This is a genomic window from Entomomonas sp. E2T0, from assembly GCF_025985425.1.
Lineage (GTDB): Bacteria > Pseudomonadota > Gammaproteobacteria > Pseudomonadales > Pseudomonadaceae > Entomomonas.
The window spans coordinates 1,981,576-1,999,689 of the sequence record NZ_CP094972.1; the positions used below are offsets into that span (position 1 = coordinate 1,981,576).

20 protein-coding genes are annotated in these 18,114 nt (G+C 35.6%); 9 read left to right on the top strand and 11 right to left on the bottom strand.

Annotated features, from left to right (window positions below):
* Positions 1 to 9: 9 nt before the first annotated feature.
* Positions 10 to 411, top strand: a complete 402-nt coding sequence (locus tag MTZ49_RS09515) for an ACT domain-containing protein (RefSeq protein WP_264745317.1) — start codon at positions 10 to 12, stop codon at positions 409 to 411.
* A 239-nt stretch (positions 412 to 650) separates the two neighbouring features.
* Here MTZ49_RS09515 and MTZ49_RS09520 read toward each other — a convergent pair whose 3' ends face one another.
* From MTZ49_RS09520 to MTZ49_RS09530, 3 genes are all read right to left on the bottom strand, one after another.
* Positions 651 to 974: a hypothetical protein gene (locus MTZ49_RS09520; protein WP_264745318.1), complete on the bottom strand. Its 324-nt coding sequence runs from the start codon at positions 972 to 974 to the stop codon at positions 651 to 653.
* Between the two features lie 76 nt (positions 975 to 1,050).
* The gene (locus MTZ49_RS09525; RefSeq protein WP_264745319.1) at positions 1,051 to 2,310 is read right to left on the bottom strand and encodes a hypothetical protein; all 1,260 of its coding nucleotides are present in this window, start codon (positions 2,308 to 2,310) and stop codon (positions 1,051 to 1,053) included.
* Positions 2,311 to 2,792: 482 nt separating this feature from the next.
* Complete coding sequence (locus MTZ49_RS09530) at positions 2,793 to 3,275, bottom strand: GyrI-like domain-containing protein (protein WP_264745320.1); 483 nt, start codon at positions 3,273 to 3,275, stop codon at positions 2,793 to 2,795.
* A gap of 370 nt (positions 3,276 to 3,645) precedes the next feature.
* Here MTZ49_RS09530 and ubiU point away from each other — a divergent pair, with 370 nt between their 5' ends.
* Genes ubiU through ubiT form a run of 3 tightly spaced genes read left to right on the top strand, consistent with a single transcriptional unit; the run spans position 3,646 to position 6,012 of the window.
* On the top strand, positions 3,646 to 4,659 hold the full coding sequence (gene ubiU, locus MTZ49_RS09535; RefSeq protein WP_264745321.1) for a ubiquinone anaerobic biosynthesis protein UbiU: 1,014 nt from the start codon (positions 3,646 to 3,648) through the stop codon (positions 4,657 to 4,659).
* 11 nt (positions 4,660 to 4,670) lie between these two features.
* Positions 4,671 to 5,567 (top strand): U32 family peptidase, encoded by an 897-nt coding sequence (locus MTZ49_RS09540; protein ID WP_264745322.1) that lies wholly within the window; start codon positions 4,671 to 4,673, stop codon positions 5,565 to 5,567.
* Positions 5,568 to 5,577: 10 nt separating this feature from the next.
* A complete protein-coding gene (gene ubiT / locus MTZ49_RS09545) occupies positions 5,578 to 6,012 on the top strand; it encodes a ubiquinone anaerobic biosynthesis accessory factor UbiT (RefSeq protein ID WP_264745323.1) in 435 nt (144 codons plus the stop codon).
* Positions 6,013 to 6,052: 40 nt separating this feature from the next.
* Here the strand turns inward: ubiT and MTZ49_RS09550 are convergent, their stop codons facing one another.
* Entirely contained in the window at positions 6,053 to 6,571 is a 519-nt protein-coding gene (locus MTZ49_RS09550) for a hemerythrin domain-containing protein (RefSeq protein ID WP_264745324.1), read from the bottom strand.
* A 227-nt stretch (positions 6,572 to 6,798) separates the two neighbouring features.
* Between MTZ49_RS09550 and MTZ49_RS09555 the strand changes: the two genes are divergently transcribed.
* Both MTZ49_RS09555 and MTZ49_RS09560 read left to right on the top strand, forming a co-directional pair.
* Positions 6,799 to 8,040, top strand: coding sequence for an NAD(P)/FAD-dependent oxidoreductase (locus tag MTZ49_RS09555; RefSeq protein WP_264745325.1), 1,242 nt, complete (start codon positions 6,799 to 6,801; stop codon positions 8,038 to 8,040).
* Positions 8,041 to 8,149: 109 nt separating this feature from the next.
* Complete coding sequence (locus MTZ49_RS09560; protein WP_264745326.1) at positions 8,150 to 9,028, top strand: hypothetical protein; 879 nt, start codon at positions 8,150 to 8,152, stop codon at positions 9,026 to 9,028.
* A gap of 65 nt (positions 9,029 to 9,093) precedes the next feature.
* Here the strand turns inward: MTZ49_RS09560 and MTZ49_RS09565 are convergent, their stop codons facing one another.
* On the bottom strand, positions 9,094 to 9,759 hold the full coding sequence (locus MTZ49_RS09565) for a tetratricopeptide repeat protein (RefSeq protein ID WP_264745327.1): 666 nt from the start codon (positions 9,757 to 9,759) through the stop codon (positions 9,094 to 9,096).
* 198 nt (positions 9,760 to 9,957) lie between these two features.
* Between MTZ49_RS09565 and MTZ49_RS09570 the strand changes: the two genes are divergently transcribed.
* From MTZ49_RS09570 to MTZ49_RS09580, 3 genes are read left to right on the top strand one after another with little or no spacing between them, the layout of a single operon-like run.
* Complete coding sequence (locus MTZ49_RS09570; RefSeq protein ID WP_264745328.1) at positions 9,958 to 11,133, top strand: hypothetical protein; 1,176 nt, start codon at positions 9,958 to 9,960, stop codon at positions 11,131 to 11,133.
* Between the two features lie 28 nt (positions 11,134 to 11,161).
* Entirely contained in the window at positions 11,162 to 11,833 is a 672-nt protein-coding gene (locus MTZ49_RS09575) for a TerB family tellurite resistance protein (RefSeq protein ID WP_264745329.1), read from the top strand.
* A 17-nt stretch (positions 11,834 to 11,850) separates the two neighbouring features.
* Complete coding sequence (locus tag MTZ49_RS09580; protein WP_264745330.1) at positions 11,851 to 13,110, top strand: chloride channel protein; 1,260 nt, start codon at positions 11,851 to 11,853, stop codon at positions 13,108 to 13,110.
* 16 nt (positions 13,111 to 13,126) lie between these two features.
* Here MTZ49_RS09580 and MTZ49_RS09585 read toward each other — a convergent pair whose 3' ends face one another.
* The 6 genes from MTZ49_RS09585 to MTZ49_RS09610 all read right to left on the bottom strand — a co-directional run bounded on the left by MTZ49_RS09585 (position 13,127) and on the right by MTZ49_RS09610 (position 18,107).
* Positions 13,127 to 13,981 (bottom strand): pilin, encoded by an 855-nt coding sequence (locus tag MTZ49_RS09585; RefSeq protein WP_264745331.1) that lies wholly within the window; start codon positions 13,979 to 13,981, stop codon positions 13,127 to 13,129.
* Positions 13,982 to 14,118: 137 nt separating this feature from the next.
* Positions 14,119 to 15,417 carry a hypothetical protein gene (locus MTZ49_RS09590; RefSeq protein WP_264745332.1) on the bottom strand — a complete coding sequence of 433 codons (1,299 nt, stop codon included), beginning with the start codon at positions 15,415 to 15,417 and terminating at the stop codon, positions 14,119 to 14,121.
* A gap of 120 nt (positions 15,418 to 15,537) precedes the next feature.
* Positions 15,538 to 15,954 carry a hypothetical protein gene (locus MTZ49_RS09595; protein ID WP_264745333.1) on the bottom strand — a complete coding sequence of 139 codons (417 nt, stop codon included), beginning with the start codon at positions 15,952 to 15,954 and terminating at the stop codon, positions 15,538 to 15,540.
* Positions 15,955 to 16,007: 53 nt separating this feature from the next.
* Positions 16,008 to 16,382: a hypothetical protein gene (locus MTZ49_RS09600; protein WP_264745334.1), complete on the bottom strand. Its 375-nt coding sequence runs from the start codon at positions 16,380 to 16,382 to the stop codon at positions 16,008 to 16,010.
* Positions 16,383 to 16,421: 39 nt separating this feature from the next.
* Positions 16,422 to 16,787, bottom strand: a complete 366-nt coding sequence (locus tag MTZ49_RS09605; protein WP_264745335.1) for a hypothetical protein — start codon at positions 16,785 to 16,787, stop codon at positions 16,422 to 16,424.
* Between the two features lie 6 nt (positions 16,788 to 16,793).
* On the bottom strand, positions 16,794 to 18,107 hold the full coding sequence (locus MTZ49_RS09610; RefSeq protein ID WP_264745336.1) for a hypothetical protein: 1,314 nt from the start codon (positions 18,105 to 18,107) through the stop codon (positions 16,794 to 16,796).
* Positions 18,108 to 18,114 lie beyond the last annotated feature (7 nt).

Below are 18,114 nucleotides of genomic sequence, written 5' to 3' on the forward strand. Positions count from 1 at the left end.
GTAAATTATATGCAACAGGCCATAGGTGAAACGGATTTAAAAAAATTATTAACAGGTATGAGCCCTCATTTAAATGAGGGAGAATATGTCTATTGCCAACTACCCGATAATATACAACTGCCTATGGATATTGTAATTGCTTTCTTTAGAGAGCAAGAAGGCAATACATTCATTCTAAGCAAAGAAAATGCAGATCAATTAAGCCTAAATTACCAATATATTGCTGCTTGGATAACCCTAACCATTCAATCATCGCTTGATGCAGTGGGCTTAACTGCAGCAGTAGCACAAGCGTTAGCAACAGCAAATATTAGCTGTAATGTAGTTGCCGCCTATAGCCACGATCATATTTTTGTACGTAGTGAAGATGCAACTAAAGCAATGGCAGTATTAAAGAGTATTGTTAAATAATATATTTGCTATTTATATAGATTTTGCTCAGTAACTAAAAATAACTGGATAGCGTAATAGCTAAACCAGATTTATTATTAATACAACCCGTTATTAATAACAGAATGATTAAAAATATAAATTTAAAGTATTTTAGTAACAACGAACCCTCTAAATATATACTCTAATAACTCCCCTAAAGTTAATTCTGGTCAAAGACTATTTTTAATAGTTCGACCTCACGTAAAAAGCTGATAATTTTATGGATTTACTTTTATATGAAATGTTTTGTTAAATTTCCTACCTGAGTAAGAAGAATAACCATAACCATGAATATTAATAGTAATTTCTCCTTGAAATTTAGGTATTCCTGATATTTCTATTCCGCCAAAAAAACCATTTCTACTAGTTTCAGAGATGGTTCTTTTTATAGTTAATCCTGTATTTTCTGGAGTTACTTCCCATTGAATCTGGTCTTCGTCAGGCATAGCTCCTGCATTATATATTTCTATCTTCTGTAAATATGGTTGATTAACATTAGCTTCGGGTAACTTATTAATACTAAACGTTACCTCATGAGACACAAAAAAAGCCTCGTAGAAAAGGGAACCATACATACACCCTGAAATCAGTAAAAAAAAGATTATTGCTAATAAGATCTTAAAGTATTTTAGTAACAATGAAACCTCCAAATATATATCCTAGTAATTCTCCCAAAGTTAAATCAGGACGTAAATAATTTTCCTCTACTCTTCCCCAAGAAAACGCTTTTAATTTAACCTTTTCGGTTAATGGTGTGGCTTCTGTAATTTCATCACCCTTTAATGAGGTTACTTTTCCTTCCCATACAATCCAATGCTCCTTAGATGGTGATGGGTATTCTCCAGTTTCTCTATCATCAGTTCCATCCAACATGCCAGCACCTATTAAAACAACTACATGATAGTTTGATTTGTCAGCGTATAGGTTTAAATCAAGCAGATGTTTTAACTTAGCATGATTAAGTCCAAAAGGTGTCCAGAGCATAGTATTATCAAAGATACACTTAGCCCCTACCTTTTCAAACCATGATTTAGCAGCTGATACCATGGTTATTCCTGCTAACCCTTCAGAAATAAAATTTTCCCTTACTTGATAATCCATAATAGTATTTTCGGTATCTCGTAAACTGGCTAATGTTATCCAGTCTAGTCCTGATATACCTAGTCGGTGTATTCCCTTTGGGTATCTACAATCGTTACTAGGTTTAATGGTTAAATTACCTAATTGAACATTACCAGACTCCCATAAATCTTTTACTACTTGCTTATAAATATCAGGCTGATCTTTTAGTAAACAATAGAAAAATGCTGCTGGGCCACAAAGAGAAGTAAATTTTTGATGGGGATAATCAAAACCAATTAATCTATTTTGTAATTGTTGCTCTATTGTTTCTTTGCTAAAAGGGTCTTTATCTGTTCCCTGTTTATATACTTGATCTTCAAAAGGTCTTGGTCGCTTAGTAATTTTAACAGTACATACTTTGGCTATGCTGTTGTTATATTCTATAGTTTTATTAAAATCAGCTAGGGTAGAGCGAGTAATAAAAAAACAAATATTTTCGGTTTTACTCTCTGATAGTTTTGGTGGGTTATCTAATGAGTAAAGTTTGGTTTTTGGTTTGTCATACAGTGCTTTATATTCGCCATTTACTTTTTTAAATAACATAAAGTGCAAAATAAAATGTTGATCTTTAGTAGGGTCAATTTCTAATGAGCGATGCAATTGTGTTTTATAACCTGCCTCTAAAGGCGTAATAGGTGTTTGATGTAAGGCATAGCGAGGAATATCATTAATGGTTTTATAAACTTCTAATTGATAACCTAAGTCTTCTACAGGTGCATTAGATTGTATTTGAAATTGAATAGTATAAATAGCCATCTAATTATCCTCCTAAGGTATGGTTATCAAAAGTTGATACCTTATAATTAGTGACGTTTTGTAGAGCTAAATAGAAAAGTATTGGTTTGATTACGCTGTGCATGGTCTAAATCCCTTTTATAACAGAGTTAACCCCTAATAACAGCATAACTATTGGGGGCGGACTATAAGCAGGTTGGTCAACCGAAAACAAGTAATCGGCACACCTCGAAAGGTGTCCCACTCATAGTCCGCCATAAAAGCGGACACAAGCGAGCAATAGCTAGCTAGTATCTATGGCGGTATTACTTGTTTATGGGTGACCAAACCCATACTCTACCGATTTAGATAGAGCACTGTTAATTTAACATCACAAAATAATGAAAACAAGCCCTTTACCATCAGCCCGCGTTGCTAATAAGCAAAAAGGATATTGTTAGTTGTTGAGGGATTTAGTGAGGGGTAAGTGATGGATAGCTTAGGTGGCTATCCATCGTCTTTAATTAAGATTGTTTAATAACTTGGGCATAAATTTCTAGTGGGTCGTTGGGTTGCCAGTTAATTCCATAGAGTTCAAGGGAAACACCTTGCATATCTATTTGATAGTCAGTTTGGCTTTGTGGCCATTGCATATACATGGCAGTGAGTGCTTCACCTAATTTTTCTAGGCTAGGTACAGTACCTTTTACATAAAGCCCTGCTGGAATAGTCATGGTTTTAAAGTCATCTGGTAGGGTATTAATTCGGGTGGTTTGAACAGCTGCCCAGTAAGTAAAACGATTTTCATCAATCATTTTTGAAATACCATAGCTTTCGCCCGTTTTGGAAATTTCGGCACAGTTGGCTAATTCACTACAAATTCGAGGCCCAAAGTTATGCCATAAGGCAGGGCAGTCGATCATTGCTTTTTCCATGTTTGTTTCTACAGTCATGCCCGCCACTTGAATATCGGGTAGTTCAACAACAGTAAATTGAAAATCCATCATGCTCTCCTTCCTTAGGATAAAAATACAGTTAAAAGTAAAATTACTTGTTAGTCAATTTAGAATATTAAAGTTTTTAGTATAGTTAAATTAAAGGGGTGGTATTAAACTTTTTGTTTATTAAGAAAATTGGTTAATATTTTTTATATCAACGCGCTATTTTAAAAGTAGTTATTCAATTTTATTTTTAACTTCTTATCATGCCTTGTCATCCTTAGTAGGTAAACTAATCCATATCAACTAGATACTTTGGGTTATTGTTTACAATGAAAGCCACTTTATATAATCATCGTGTTTTTGTAATTAAAAGTCTTTTACCTTGTTGAAAATCATGAGGTGTATCTCAATAACTTAATATATAAGCGGTAGATCAATGAACCTTACAACGCCAGAGCTGGTTTGTCCAGCTGGTAATTTACCTGCCCTCAAAGTTGCTATTGATAATGGAGCAGATACTGTTTACATGGGGCTTAAGGATGCCACTAATGCACGCAATTTTGCAGGGTTAAATTTTGATTTAAAGTCTGCTCGAGAGGGAATAGCATACGCTCATCTACGAGGCCGTAAAGTATTAATGGCAATTAATACTTATGCACAAGCAGGCGAAGTAGCTAAATGGCATCAGGCGATTGATCAAGCCGCCGAGTTAGGTGTCGATGCTATTATTTTAGCGGATATGGGATTATTAAATTATGCCCATAACACCCATCCCAATTTAAGATTACATCTTTCTGTACAAGGCTCTGCAACAAATTATGAAGCAATTAATTTAGCCAGAGAGTTATTTAATATCCAACGTGTAGTATTACCAAGAGTTCTCACCGTAGCACAGGTGGCTAATGTAATAGAGCATACTGAAGTAGAAGTAGAGGTGTTTGGTTTTGGTAGCCTATGCGTAATGGTAGAGGGGCGCTGTTTACTGTCTAGTTATGTGACAGGGGAGTCGCCAAATACCCATGGCGTGTGTTCACCTGCTAAGTTTGTACGGTGGGAAAAAGACAATAAGCAAACCATGAGTGCACGTTTAAATAATGTGCTGATCGATCAATACCAAGCCAATGAACCAGCAGGTTATCCTACATTATGTAAAGGTAGATTTTGTGTACAAGAAGATACCTATTATGCATTAGAAGAGCCTACCAGTTTAAATGTTATTGAAATCCTACCTGAGCTAATCAAGATAGGTGTAGCTGCCATTAAGGTGGAGGGCAGACAACGTAGTCCAGCTTACACGGCGCAAGTAACTCAGATATTAAGAAAAGCTATTGATATGGCAGCCAAACAACCACAAAACTTTATGGTCAATACTAGTTGGCAACAAGCGTTAGCAAAAGTATCTGAAGGACAACAAGCTACCTTAGGCGCTTATAGTCGCCCTTGGAAATAGTGAGGCAAAGTATGCAACCCAAGTTAGCACTTTCTTTAGGCCCTGTATTATTTTTCTGGCCTAAACAGCAGTTATTAGAGTTTTATCAGCAAATGGCCGAACAACCAGTAGATACTATTTATCTGGGGGAGGCTGTTTGTTCTCGTCGTCAAGAAATGCGTTTTGCTGATTGGTTTGATTTAGCTAAGGATTTGGCTTGTGCAGGGAAGAAAGTGGTTTTTTCATCACAAGTATTATTGGAGAGTGAATCAGATCTAAAAAGACTCCGTAAATTTGTCGAGCAAGATGTTTTTAAAATTGAAGCTAATGATATAGGGGCTGCTAAATTAGCCTTTGATAATGAATTAACCTTTGTGGCGGGGCAAACGCTTAATATTTACAATGAACAAACATTAATTTTTTTCCAAAAGTTGGGTGCTGTGCGTTGGATACCGCCTGTGGAAATGTCTGCGGCACGTTTAACCACTATCTTAGAAACTAAACCACGTATTGATTGTGAAATATTTGGTTGGGGTAAATTACCTTTGGCTTTTTCTTCTCGTTGTTTTACAGCGCGTTACTATAATTTAAAGAAAGACAGTTGTGAGTTTAAGTGTCAGCAACACCCTAATGCCTTAACCTTAAAAACCAGAGACGGGCAATCTTTCCTTACCATGAATGGTATTCAAACCATGTCGGCTGATTGCCAAGTATTATTAGGGCATCATCAAGAGATGGCTAACTTAGGCATTAAAATGTTACGTTTATCACCACAACACCAATATATGACAGAAATTATTCAATTACATTATGGGGTGATTAATAATTTATTAAATGTTGATGATGCTATAAAACAATTGACTGAGTTTACTGAGCATGGTCTAGTAGATGGTTATTGGCAAGGTCAAGCAGGCATTATGCCTGTGTAGGAGAATAGTTATGCAATTACCTGAAATTACATTTCCACCTTTTGTTAAAAAAGTAACCAAGCTGTTACCTCGTAAGCCTACCCAATACAGCTTAGTGATAGCACTTAATCAACTATTGAAAAAGAATATTTTAATGGCTGATATGTCATTACTTGCAGGTAAACAATTTGAGATCGTGATTGATGATTTAGGTTTAGTGATTAACTTTACAGCCAATGAGCAAAAATTTTTAGTTAGTAATCATACAGGCGAACCTGATTTACGCTTTACCGCAAATACGATTGACTTTACTAAAATGATGTTAAGAAAAGAAGACCCTGATACCTTATTTTTCAATAGAAAATTGCAAATTGAAGGGGATACGGAACTCGGTCTGATTATCAAAAATTTATTAGATAGTATTGATTGGTCAGCTGTTCCTTTAATAAAGTCAATTATTACTTAAGGTATGAATAATTGACTTTAACTTTTTTCCAGAAGCTAACTTAAGCTGGGATAGGCGCATACATAGGGTATAAGGTTTTTTCTTCACACTCGATGCGTTTCAATAATACTTCACACACGCCTTTAAACTCAGTACCAAATTGTTGCTGATGGTCAGTATTATTTTCTAAATCAGTATATTTAGTTAAAAAAGCAGTAACTGCTTTACTAATGCCCGTCATTTCTTTGCGTAAATCTTGCATCATTGCAAGACTTTCAGGATTGTCCTTTAGAGAGCGCTGTAGATAAATATAAAGATTAATATTTTCAGTGATTAAATGAGCATATATTTTTTCACGAAAAATACTTAACTGTTTAGATAAATCACTCCATTTTTTAGCATCATATAACGCCTGAATTGTACCTGCTATATTTAATAATTCCTTATGATCATGAATCAAACCTGAGATAAGGGTAGGGCTATATTTGCCACCATGAATATTAGTAGCGTTATTAGTGGAGTTAGTATTTTTAGGTTGAGATTTATTGGATTTAAAGAGGGAGATAATGCGGTTTAACATAGTATTACATATTGCCTTAAGATACTTATTTAGTATCAATAATTTAAGTCTAGGGGGAGCTGTTTTTCGGGGTGAATTATATTTCACCTTGTGGCAAATAGAAATAATAATATGATTAATTAATCATATTATTATGCTAAAAGATTAACTTATTAATGGTTATATATAAGGTTATAATAGTAACTTAGCATTTAGTCTTAATTAAATACTCTCTTATAGGAATAGTAATGAACTATGATTGTATTGTTCTAGGCGCAGGTATTATTGGTGTTAGCAGTGCTTTACAGTTACAAGCACGAGGTAGAAGCGTTTGTTTAATTGATAAGTTAGAGCCTGGTGAAGGTACTAGCTTTGGCAATGCGGGTCTAATTGAACGAAGCAGTGTTATACCTTATGCTTTTCCCCGTGAATTAAGTAAATTAATTCGTTACGCTTTTAACAATCAAAGTGATGTTCGTTACGATTTTTCCTATTTACCTAAAATAGCTCCTTGGTTAGCAAAATATTGGTGGCATTCTGCTCCTAAACGATTAGCCCAAGCAGCAGCTGATATGTGGCCATTAATTCAACGCTGTGTCATAGAGCATGATAAGTGGGTAGCTCAAGCTGGGTTACAACATTTGATTAGTCCTAAAGGTTGGATAGAGGTTTTTAGGAATGAAGAAGTTTTTAACCATGCGCTACAAGACCTTATTGAACTGGATTTTTATCAACTGAATTATGATGTACTAGGCAAACAACAATTACGTGAGCGTGAACCAACATTAAAAGCCAGCGTTAAAGGCGGTATTCACTGGTTAGATCCAAAAACAGTGACTGATCCCAGTTTATTGACTAAAGGCTATGCACAACTATTTGTTAAATTGGGCGGTACTTTGCTGAAAGGTGATGCTAATACCTTAAAGCAAACAGCTAATGGCTGGTCAGTACAAGCAAATGAACAAACTATTACAGCTGATAATGTTGTAATTGCATTAGGTGCGGATTCCGCTAGCTTATTAAAGCAGTTTGGGGTTTATGCACCATTAGGTGTTAAACGTGGCTACCATAAGCATTATCAGGTAGAACCTGAACACGTATTACAACATTCTATTTGTGATCATTTGGCTGGCTTTATTTTAGCGCCAATGACCAATGGTATTCGCCTGACTACAGGCGCTGAATTTGCCGACCCTAATAAGCCTGCTAATGATATTCAATTAAAACGTGCAGAAGCTATTGCACGAGTTATCTATCCACTGGGTGAGGCAGTTGAAACAACCCCTTGGTTAGGTCGTCGCCCTTGTATGCCTGATATGCGCCCTGTGATTGGTGCTGTGCCCAATATGGCAGGGTTATGGACTAACTTTGGCCATGCCCATCACGGTTTAACACTAGGGCCTATCTCTGGTCGGTTATTAGCCGATTTAATAACAGGTGAAAAACCATTTACTGATCCTACACCTTATAGTATTAAGCGGTTTAGTTAGATTTTTTAAAATTAAAGTTGCTCAATAAATAACGATAAAAAATATCATTTACTTATCAGTAAATAAGGCTTAATGTTAATGGAATTAGGAACTAATTAAGGAATTAATAATGACTTTAATGGGCATTATATTAATACTGTTATTTGTCGTACTTATTATTGATGGTGGATTGCTAAAACTGATAGTGTTTATTATTTGTTTAATTAGCATTATTAGAATAATGAAATCTAAGCGCAAGCCAAATAGACAAATAATATTAATAGGCATTACTATTTTGTTTGGTTGGATTGCTATTGAAGCAATAAAACAGCTTTCAATAAATACCTTTTATGGTGGTGATGACAGAAACCATTGGCAAACAACTGTAGAGCGAGGTGAAAATACCCAAAAACTTTGTGAAAAAGCACTTGAGCAGTTTCCTAAAGATCCTTACCAAATTAGTAGTGTAATTATAGAAGAGAATAGTGTATTACGTGAGCAAGTAATAACGGAATTATTGTTTGATAGAAAGCTGGTGTTTATTGAGTTTAAAGTATATGGCACAGATAACCAAGCATATATTATGTTGGGCAATTATCCACAAGCGCCTAAGTGGACAGTTAATCAAAAAGTAGGAGAGTATGTAAGAGTAGAGCTGGATAAACCTGATAGTAAAGCATGTGTTCTACCAGAAAGTTTAACAAGAGATATGAATGAACAGTTAGAATTTTATGCTAAATATGAACAAAAAAATAAGTGTATAAAAGTAACTAATATAGATTCTCCAACTTCTATTTATAAACTAGATTTTAAGGAAGCTAAAAAAGCAAATAAATATCAACCACAAGGCAATTATCAATTGATTGATGTTACAAATAATAATGTGATAGCAGAGTTACCTGTTTCAAATAGAGGAATGGTTGAAGGAGTTAACTTTAAACACCTAACAAGTGATAACGCAAAGTGCCGAGCGCCTTATACAACACTCGCTAGTTTGGTTGGTGGGTAAAATAAGATACCCATTAATAAATAATGGGTGTCTTTATAATAATTAGTTGCTGATTAAGATACTTTTTAACTATCCATAATTCCAATACTAACGGGCTGTTTAGCTTTAATTTGTTGGGCTTTTTTTAGCCATTCCATGGCTGTAGCCTCATCTTTTTCTACACCAAAACCATTTTGGTATAGGTAGGCGAGGTTATTCATGGCATTGGCATTGCCTTGTTCGGCAGCCTTTAAAAAATACTCTTTGGCTTTATTGAAATCTTTTTCGACACCTTGCCCATGTGCATAGATATTGCCAATATTGGTTATGGCATCCGCATTACCTAACCCTGCTGAGCGTTCATACCATTCCAACATTTTTTGGTCATCAGCTTCAACACCACGTCCTTTTAGGTAGCTAAAAGCAATTTGGTTCATGGCATTAGTATGGTTTAATTTAGCCGCCCTTAAAAAATACTCCATAGCTTGTTCATTGCTTTGGGGGAAACCAAGTGTACCATTTAAGTAGAAATTACCAATATCATAAAGTGATTCTGCATTACCTTGTTCTGCTGAGTTATAGAGTCCCTGTTGGAAAAGCTCATAATCTAGTTTAATATTGGCTTCTCGGCAGTAGTTTATATAGATAAGCAATGCTTCGCGACTACCTTGTGCGGCAAGGTCGTATATTTCAGGGTTAAGGCGTTTTGGTTTGTTTTTTGTCTTACCCATTAATTTTTTTAGAAAAGCCATAGTGTACCCAACATTAAAAGTAGGAATGGTTAATTAATAAAAACGATCAATTATTCTATAGGATTCTGAACAATTTTTGATTTTTTTTAGTTTTATTTTGAAAAAATGTTCTGTTACATATAAACTTCTAAAGTAAATGAATGATTTGTTGTTTTGGAATTTGTCTATTGGCCACAAGCCTTTTAATTAGAGTGTGTTATGGTCACTAAATTATTGTCATTATTGGGTTCTTTAGCGATTATTTTATTTGCTTCCTATGCGAATGCAAACTGTGCCATCTTAACAGATAAGCAAATTACAGCCGTAAAAGAGCCTTTAGTAGAATTATTACAAATAGAAGATCCTGATGCACAATATGGCTATGTGCCTAGAAAGGCTATTAAACATATTGAAGAGCTGAAAACAGCATTAGTTAATCTAGTGGATGCGCGGTTAGCTTGTGAAAAAGGTTTAGCTGTTAATGTAGCTGCTATTCAAACGGATTTATTAAAAGCATTGCAACTGTCTGAATTAGATGAAGTTGAGGCTATTTACGGCTACGATTTACAAATCGTGGTTGAACAACCACCTGCTACAGCAGGATTACTGGTCGTACAAGTCAGCTTTGGTATTCCTTGTGGTAATGATAATGTATTACTTGGCTATCGTTTTAGGGATAAAGGATGGCAACGTGATTTACTGTGGAAAAGCAATCCATATCGAATGATTACAGGCGCCTATAGTGATTATTATGATTACTTAGTATTGCCTATTAAAGCTAATGAAGCACCGAAAATAGTTGTTCTGCATGGTTCACCTTGGTGTACGGCTACATGGGAACCTTTGGTATTTGATGTCGTAAAATTTGCAGATGCTGAGACTCAACAAGCTACTTTATGGCACCGTCAGTTAATTACTTATAAAGGCCATAGCTTAATTAATTTAAAAAAGCTAGCCAATGGCTTTGAGTTACAAGCTGATGTAGCAATGATTGACAGTGATCTATTAACCCGTAAAGGCATTTATCGTTATCAAATTAATGGTGATAAAGTGGTTAGGGAACAACCTACAGCAACTAATGCCAGAGATTTTGTGGATGATTGGTTATTACTTAGTCAAGCAGTGGCTAAAAGGTTTTCTGTTAAAGCCAATGCAGATGAATTAGTAGATTTACAACGTAGTTTAAAAGAGCGTAATGGCTTTTATGGCACTGTTAAACAGTGTGAAGACGATGATCTATACCAAGTCGAAGTAACTTTTAATGGTACTAAAGAAGACGACATAGAAGAGACACTTTATTTCTATGTTAAACCTTTGAAGAAAGGTTATTTAATGCACTCATCTGCGACTAAAGCCGATAATAGCTGTACAGACACTGATATTATGGCAAAATAGTAACCTTGTTGTAAGGTTGAGAACTGTTTTGCCATCTCTAAAAGATAAGTTTACTCGTTTTGCTCACCTGCTAGCTGCAAAGTACCGTCTAGCGGGGCAAGCTATTTTTGTTGATATAGAATTAACCTTTCGGCTATTAGGCCATATTGCGCGCAGTCAAGGTAATGTGACTGAACAACACCTGCAACAAGTGATTACAGAAACGGAATTACTGCATCTATCAGAAGATAAAGTACAACAGGCAATGCAGTGTTATCTAGCAGGGCAAGAACTAGCCACAGATGATTTTGAAGCCTCATTACGCTACTTTCAAGGCGATCAATTAGCCCAAGAGATGTTATTACAAAGTTGCTGGCGGATGGTGTGGGCCGATCGCCATTTAAGTGTACGCGAATATCAACTAGTCCACCTATGGGGTTATTGGTTAGGCTGGGCACGTATTGATATTGAAAAATTGGGTATCCCTTATCGTCCTGTATACCTTACTCAAGAGCACCAACAAGCGTTAGCGTTATTAGAGGTAGGCATAGATAGCCCACCAGAGCTTATTAGGAAAATGTATAAACGCCAGTTAAGCCTACATCACCCTGATAAAGTGATGGGAGCAGGGGGCAGTATTGATGAGGTTTGTGCCGCAACCGAACTCACTGCAAAAATACACGAAGCTTATACACTAATTCGTATGTTACATAATTTCTAGTAAGGATTTTATTAAATATGCCATCGCCACGTCGTAGTCGTTATTACATTAGCTACTTTATTGCTATGCTATTAACTGGCGTGATTGCTGGGTTAGTAGGATTATTGTTATCTATACTGTTGCATATTGTACAACGTTTAGCTTTTGGTTATAACCTACAACAATTTTTTTCTAATGAAAGTTTTTTAGAGGTTGTTAGATCATCAGATCCTTTGCGCAGAGTAATTGCTTTAGTAATTTGCGGACTAGTGGTGGGTATAGGTTGGTGGGCGTTATACCGTTATGGTAAAAAACTAGTCAGTATTAGCCAAGCGGTGAAAGCTAATCCGCCTAAAATGCCCATTTTAACAACATGGGCGAATGATCTATTACAGATCGTCTCAGTAGGCTTAGGTTCACCATTAGGGCGTGAATTAGCCCCTCGTGAGGCCAGTGCATCTTTAACTGGTTGGTTAGCGCAAAAGCTAGGTTTAACGGTTCCTGATGCACAGGTTATGCTTGCCTGTGGTGCAGGGGCTGGTCTAGCCGCTGTTTATAATATTCCCTTAGCTGGCGCATTATTTACCCTAGAAGTCTTACTGGTTACTTTTCGTTGGACTTGTGTTGTTCCTGCTCTTTTTACCTCTACCTTAGCGGCTGTGATTGCTTGGTCAGGCTTAGGTAATGCCCACCAATATCATGTGGGCGATATAACGCTTAGCTACTCGTTAGTGATCTGGGCTGTTTTGGTTGGGCCGATTATTGGTTGTGCGGCTTATTACTTTGTACAAGCCACCAGTGCCGCACAAAATAAAGCGCCGAAAGATGGGCGGTTAATTCCCCTAGCACTTATTAACTTTTTAATAATAGGGTTGCTGGCTATCCCATTACCTGAGCTATTAGGCAATGGTAAAGGACCTCTACAATTAGGCTTTGATGGTGCATTAAGTATCAAGTTAGTGGCTATTTTATTAATCGTTCGTTTTTGTATTACCATCACTTCATTAAGGGTAGGGGCTAAAGGTGGCTTACTCACACCAGGTTTAATGCATGGTGCATTATTAGCTATCTTGCTAGGCAGTGTTTGGAACTTAGTCTTTCCCGTTGTGCCGATGAGTGCGTTTGCTATTATAGGGGCTACCGCCTTTCTAGCGGCTTCTATGAAAATGCCGATCACGGCAATGGTGCTTATGCTAGAAGTAACGCGAACTAATCATGATAGCTTGATTCCCATGTTATTTGCAGTGGTAGGTTCAGTGGCTATGTTTAATTTGCTGAAAAAAGTCAGTATTTATTAGTACTACCAACCTGTTATTATTCAGGTTGGCAATCTTTTGGTAAATCAGCTTGTGTTAAATCAGACTGACAGGTCCAATCAGAATCACTATTAGGTGATGGTTGATTATTAGGTTCTACATACAGAGAGTAAGTAACCGTTTTATTTTTAAAGTGGTTAGGTAGTGGTGCTTCATTTTTATAGGTAGCTGTTATATCACAACCTGACACTTCAATACCTTTTAGAAAACGGACTGACAACTCTTCAGGAGCAGATAGGCCAAGCTCTTGATTATTAGTAGGGCAACGCTTTTGTTCGCTATAAAACTGAGCTACCATCATTTTAGGTAACAACATAAGTGAAGAAAGCTCATTTAAAGCATCTGCTTTTAACAGTGCAGGGTTATGCGTTCTATAGGCCATTACAAAACCATCGATAACTTGTGTATCATCTTGTGTTAGATAAGGAAATACTTGGCTTTTACAATCTTTAGGGGGAGCAAGTTCAGCGGGGCCATCAAAACTACATTCACCTACTAATACTTGTAGTTCTTTAGTATTCGGTTTAATCGTTAGCGTTTTACCTTGTAAGGTTTCTGCAACAGGGGCTTGATTGGTGTAACTAACAGTGACGTAACAGTTTTCATCAATAGTTGCTGCTGCTAATAAATTAGCAGTTAATTGATTAATATTCTGCAACCCAATATCTTTAAGACTATGAGGACATTCTGCATAGAGCTTATTAAAATAACGTCCAGCTTCTACAATTTCTTGTGCTAATAAAAAGCCCATAGCTGCCTGATGTTGCTCCAGCGATGGTTTTGAATTAGTCTCAGTAGCTGTAGCAAACTGCACACTAAATACTAAACTAGCAATGGCTATTACTTTTTTCATTATTTTGTACCTAACAGGCAGCAGTTAATTAAAGGAATATTATAAACCAATTATAAATCTAGCTAAGTAAATTAGCTTAAAGTAATGTGATGCAGTACAAAAAATAATAAATTTAATTAACATTAAAAACCTATTTGTTAAGGTATCTGCGTAACAATAATGCCTCCTGCTAAATGCTCTAAAAAGTCTTTTAAGGTTAATCCCTTTCTAGTAGTCATTAGCTTACCTTGTGCAAATAGTTTTAATGATACCTTAGCCATATAAGGTGTTTCATGGTTAACCTCAGCATTACTACCATCATCAACCCTTAGCTTATCCTCCCATACAACCCACCGCATTTCATTTTGATGAGGAGGGGAGTAAAGTATAGAGTTACCTATCATGGTTAAAGTATGGGTATCAGAACTAACGTAATTATTAATCTCACAGACTTCTCTTTGTCTTAAATGGCGTCCAAAAATAGCATCTACGGCATAAGTTTTTAAACATTTTGCGCCAAGGCTTTCAAACCAAGAGGTTATTCTACCCTCAAAAATAATACCCGAAAGCTTATTAGAGGGAGAGTCATAAGGAAAAACAAGATTTTCTGCATCACACAGGCTGGCAAGTGTTATCCAGTCAATAGCAGGTACTTTTACAACGTCTTTGCGTAAAGACGGATCATATTCAAAAAAGTTGATGGGACGAGTACAGGCAGTACTAGGTATGATAGTTTTAGAGCCTATTTTTGTTCTACCATCTTCCCAAAGTTCTCGTACTATTTGTTGGTATAAGTCTGGTCGATCATTTAATAAGCAATAAAAAAATGCTGCTGGTGCGCATAGATTAGAGCTTCCTTGATCGGGGTAAGATAAATTTTGCGTTAACTTTTCTTCAAAGGATAAAGATTTTCTACTACCTGTCGGGTAAGGGCGTAATCTTGCTTTTAAATCTGCCTCAACTCTTGTTTTGGTAAATGGATCATCAGGGTCGTCAATAGGGTGTTCAGGCGCAATAAATACCCTTTCTTTACAAGAAATTTTTAATTGATAAGTATTAACCTGTCCATCAGTCGTTTTTTGGGTGGGTTGAGTGGTTTCAAAGTAACAAACATTGGTTCTCGATGTTCTATCAGCATTGCCATCAGTAGCAAAATCTAATAAAGAAACAATGCTTGTTGCAGGTTTATCTAATACCTCAATAAACTCATCACCGATTTTGCGATATAGCATAACCTCCATAATATAGTTAATGCTTTTAATATTATATCCTCTAGAGGGAATATCTACAGTTTCATGCCGTTGTGTCATATAGTTTGCCTGTACAGGGCGTTTATTTGTCATGGGTACCGCATAAAACCGCGTACCATTAATATCCCTGTAAACCTGCATGGTATAAAAAAGTTCATTATAAGAAACATTAGACTCTACTCGAGTATATACAGTGTATTTCGCCATAGTATTAATTCCTTTAAGTCTTATATAAACAACAAAAACTACTTAAATATGATGCTAAATCGTTTTATTCCCTTTTTACCCTTAAAAAAATGGATATATTATTAATAACTTTAGTTTTCATTATTGTTTTACTTTTATTATGTAAGTTTTATCAAAAATATTACGTACTTTATATAACACTCCATGTGAAGGAGTTATATTGCCAGATACATTAACCTTAATCTCTGTTAATTGGTTAGGAGTTCCCTGAACAACAATACAACTCAATGCATTAGATGATGAGTCATTAGGATCACAGATATTTGTGGTTAAGCCAGAATTAGAAGGCATTATTGGTACATTGAATGAACGAATATTTCCACCATTTGTATGAATAATAATTTTTGCATAATATGGTTTTCCTATTGTAGCATCTGGCAAACTTTCAGGAGTCACAAGGAGGTTTTCAGTAACAGTACATCCACTGATTAGAAGAATAGTATTTATCATGAATACATTAATAAGTTTTTTCATAAAATTAAGGTATTTTTGTACCATTTCTCCATAAATATATTTTATAACTTCCTTTAAATTACTCTTACGTTGAAAAGCTATTCTTTCTCTTTTACTTTAATCACGTAAGTTTTTTCAAAGTCAGAAGGTGCTCTCCAACCTGTAGGTATCATGCCTCCACGTATCTTTATGGTAACAGTTTCTGTTGTTAATGGCTTACCATGTACAATAAGACTGTTATAAAACCCGCTTTCTTTGTTAGGGTTTCGTTCTACCCATAATCTATTTGAAGTTGAAGTACTTTTAAACCCACTTGCTGTCACAGGACCAGAACCACCATTAATTTCAATTTCAGCATAATAAGGTTTTCCAACAATTGCTTCAGGTAATGTGTCAGGAGTAATTATTACTTTTGACGGAGTACAACCTATTAGTAAAAAATATAGTACAAATACAGATATCCTTATAAACATATTTAAAAACTCCTTTTTAATTACTCTTATCCTAAAAAATTATTTACTCTCTTTAACTTTAATTACATAAGTTTTTTCGAATTTTGGATCACTATTAAAAAAAGATGGAGCCATATCTCCTGTTATCTTTACCATAATGAGTTCTGTAGTTTCTGGTTTTCCAATGATAATACTCTTATTATAATTCCCCCAACCAGCTTTAGGATTAGGCTCTAAGAAAAGTACATTTGGAGTTATAACGCTATTTACAGATGTTACACGACCTGTTCCACCAGTGATTTCAATTTCTGTATAGTATAGTTCTCCTACAACAGCATCGGGTAACTTATCAGGCGTAATAATAACTTTTGGAGTACACCCTATTAGTAAAAAAATTACTATAAGTATAAGGCCTAATTTTTTCATTGGTTATTATGGTATTTTAGAAAATACCAACCCTCCAAAAGTATGTTTTAGAAATTGATCTAAGGTAAGATTATCTTCTAGTTGCTGATTTACTTCACCCCATGAAAATAATTTTAACTGTACTTTCTCTGTTAATGGTGTAGCGGTTGTTACTTCTGTACCATCCAATAATCTCACTTTATCCTCCCAAATAATCCAATGATCTTTGGTAATAGAGTTTTCACCTCTAGTGAGCATACCAGCTCTAATTAAACTTACTACATGATGGTCTGAAGAGATATAATTATTTAGTATACTAATAGCTTGTAAATTACTATGGGAAATACTGATATTATCGTATTTTTTAGTGGCACCTGCTTTTCTAAACCATTTTTCTAATACTCTCCACATGGTCACAGCGCCTGCCCAGTTCCACCAAAGAAAGCCACCACTAGGAGAGTTAATAGAAAAAAGAGCGGTATTTTCAGTATCCCTTAAACTGGCCATTGTTATCCAATCAATAGCAGGTATTTTAGGTTTGCCATTTTCTCTAAAGAATTTTGTAGGATGCCTTACACTGTTATCTGCTTCCATTTTTAAAGCGCCTATTTTTGTTTCCCCAGATTCCCATAATTCTTTAATAATTTGTTGATAAATATCTGGTCGGTCTTGTTGTATACAATAGAAAAAAGCAGCAGGTCCACAAAACATTGATTGATCTTGATATGGATAAAATAAAACACGCCTTCTTTCTTTTTGAAGTTGTTGTCCTGTTTGATTTTCACTTGCACTTAATGATGGATCAAATTGAATGGAGGGCACAGGCCTAGTCATTCTAACTTTTAACTCATCCTCAACCTTTTGCTTAGTAAAAGGGTCAAGTGGATCACCTATACCATGTTCCTTAGCTTCAAATATTCTAGGTTTAGAGGATATATTTAATTGAAAAACATTAACCTGACCATTTCGCTCTTTTTGGGTTGGTTGAGTCGTTTCAAAATACTCAAACTCTCTGGAGGCACCCCAGTCTTTATCCGTTGTTTGAAAACCCTTTAAAGGCACGATGGCAGTCATTGGGTCTTGGTTCATCTTGATATAGTCAACACCCACCTTACGATAGAGATCAATAGACAGAATATAGCAAGTTTCTGGTGGATCATTGATATCTAGTGAGGGATGCAATTGGGTTTTATTCCCAGCCTGTAATGGATATTTGCCTGTAGGCCTTAGGGCAAAGGTTTCATTACCTGACCAATCCGTTTTATACAGTTCCATAGCATAGTAAAGATTTTCTGGGGCTGTATTGGTTTTTATTGTTGCAGATATATTATATATAGTCATGGTTTGA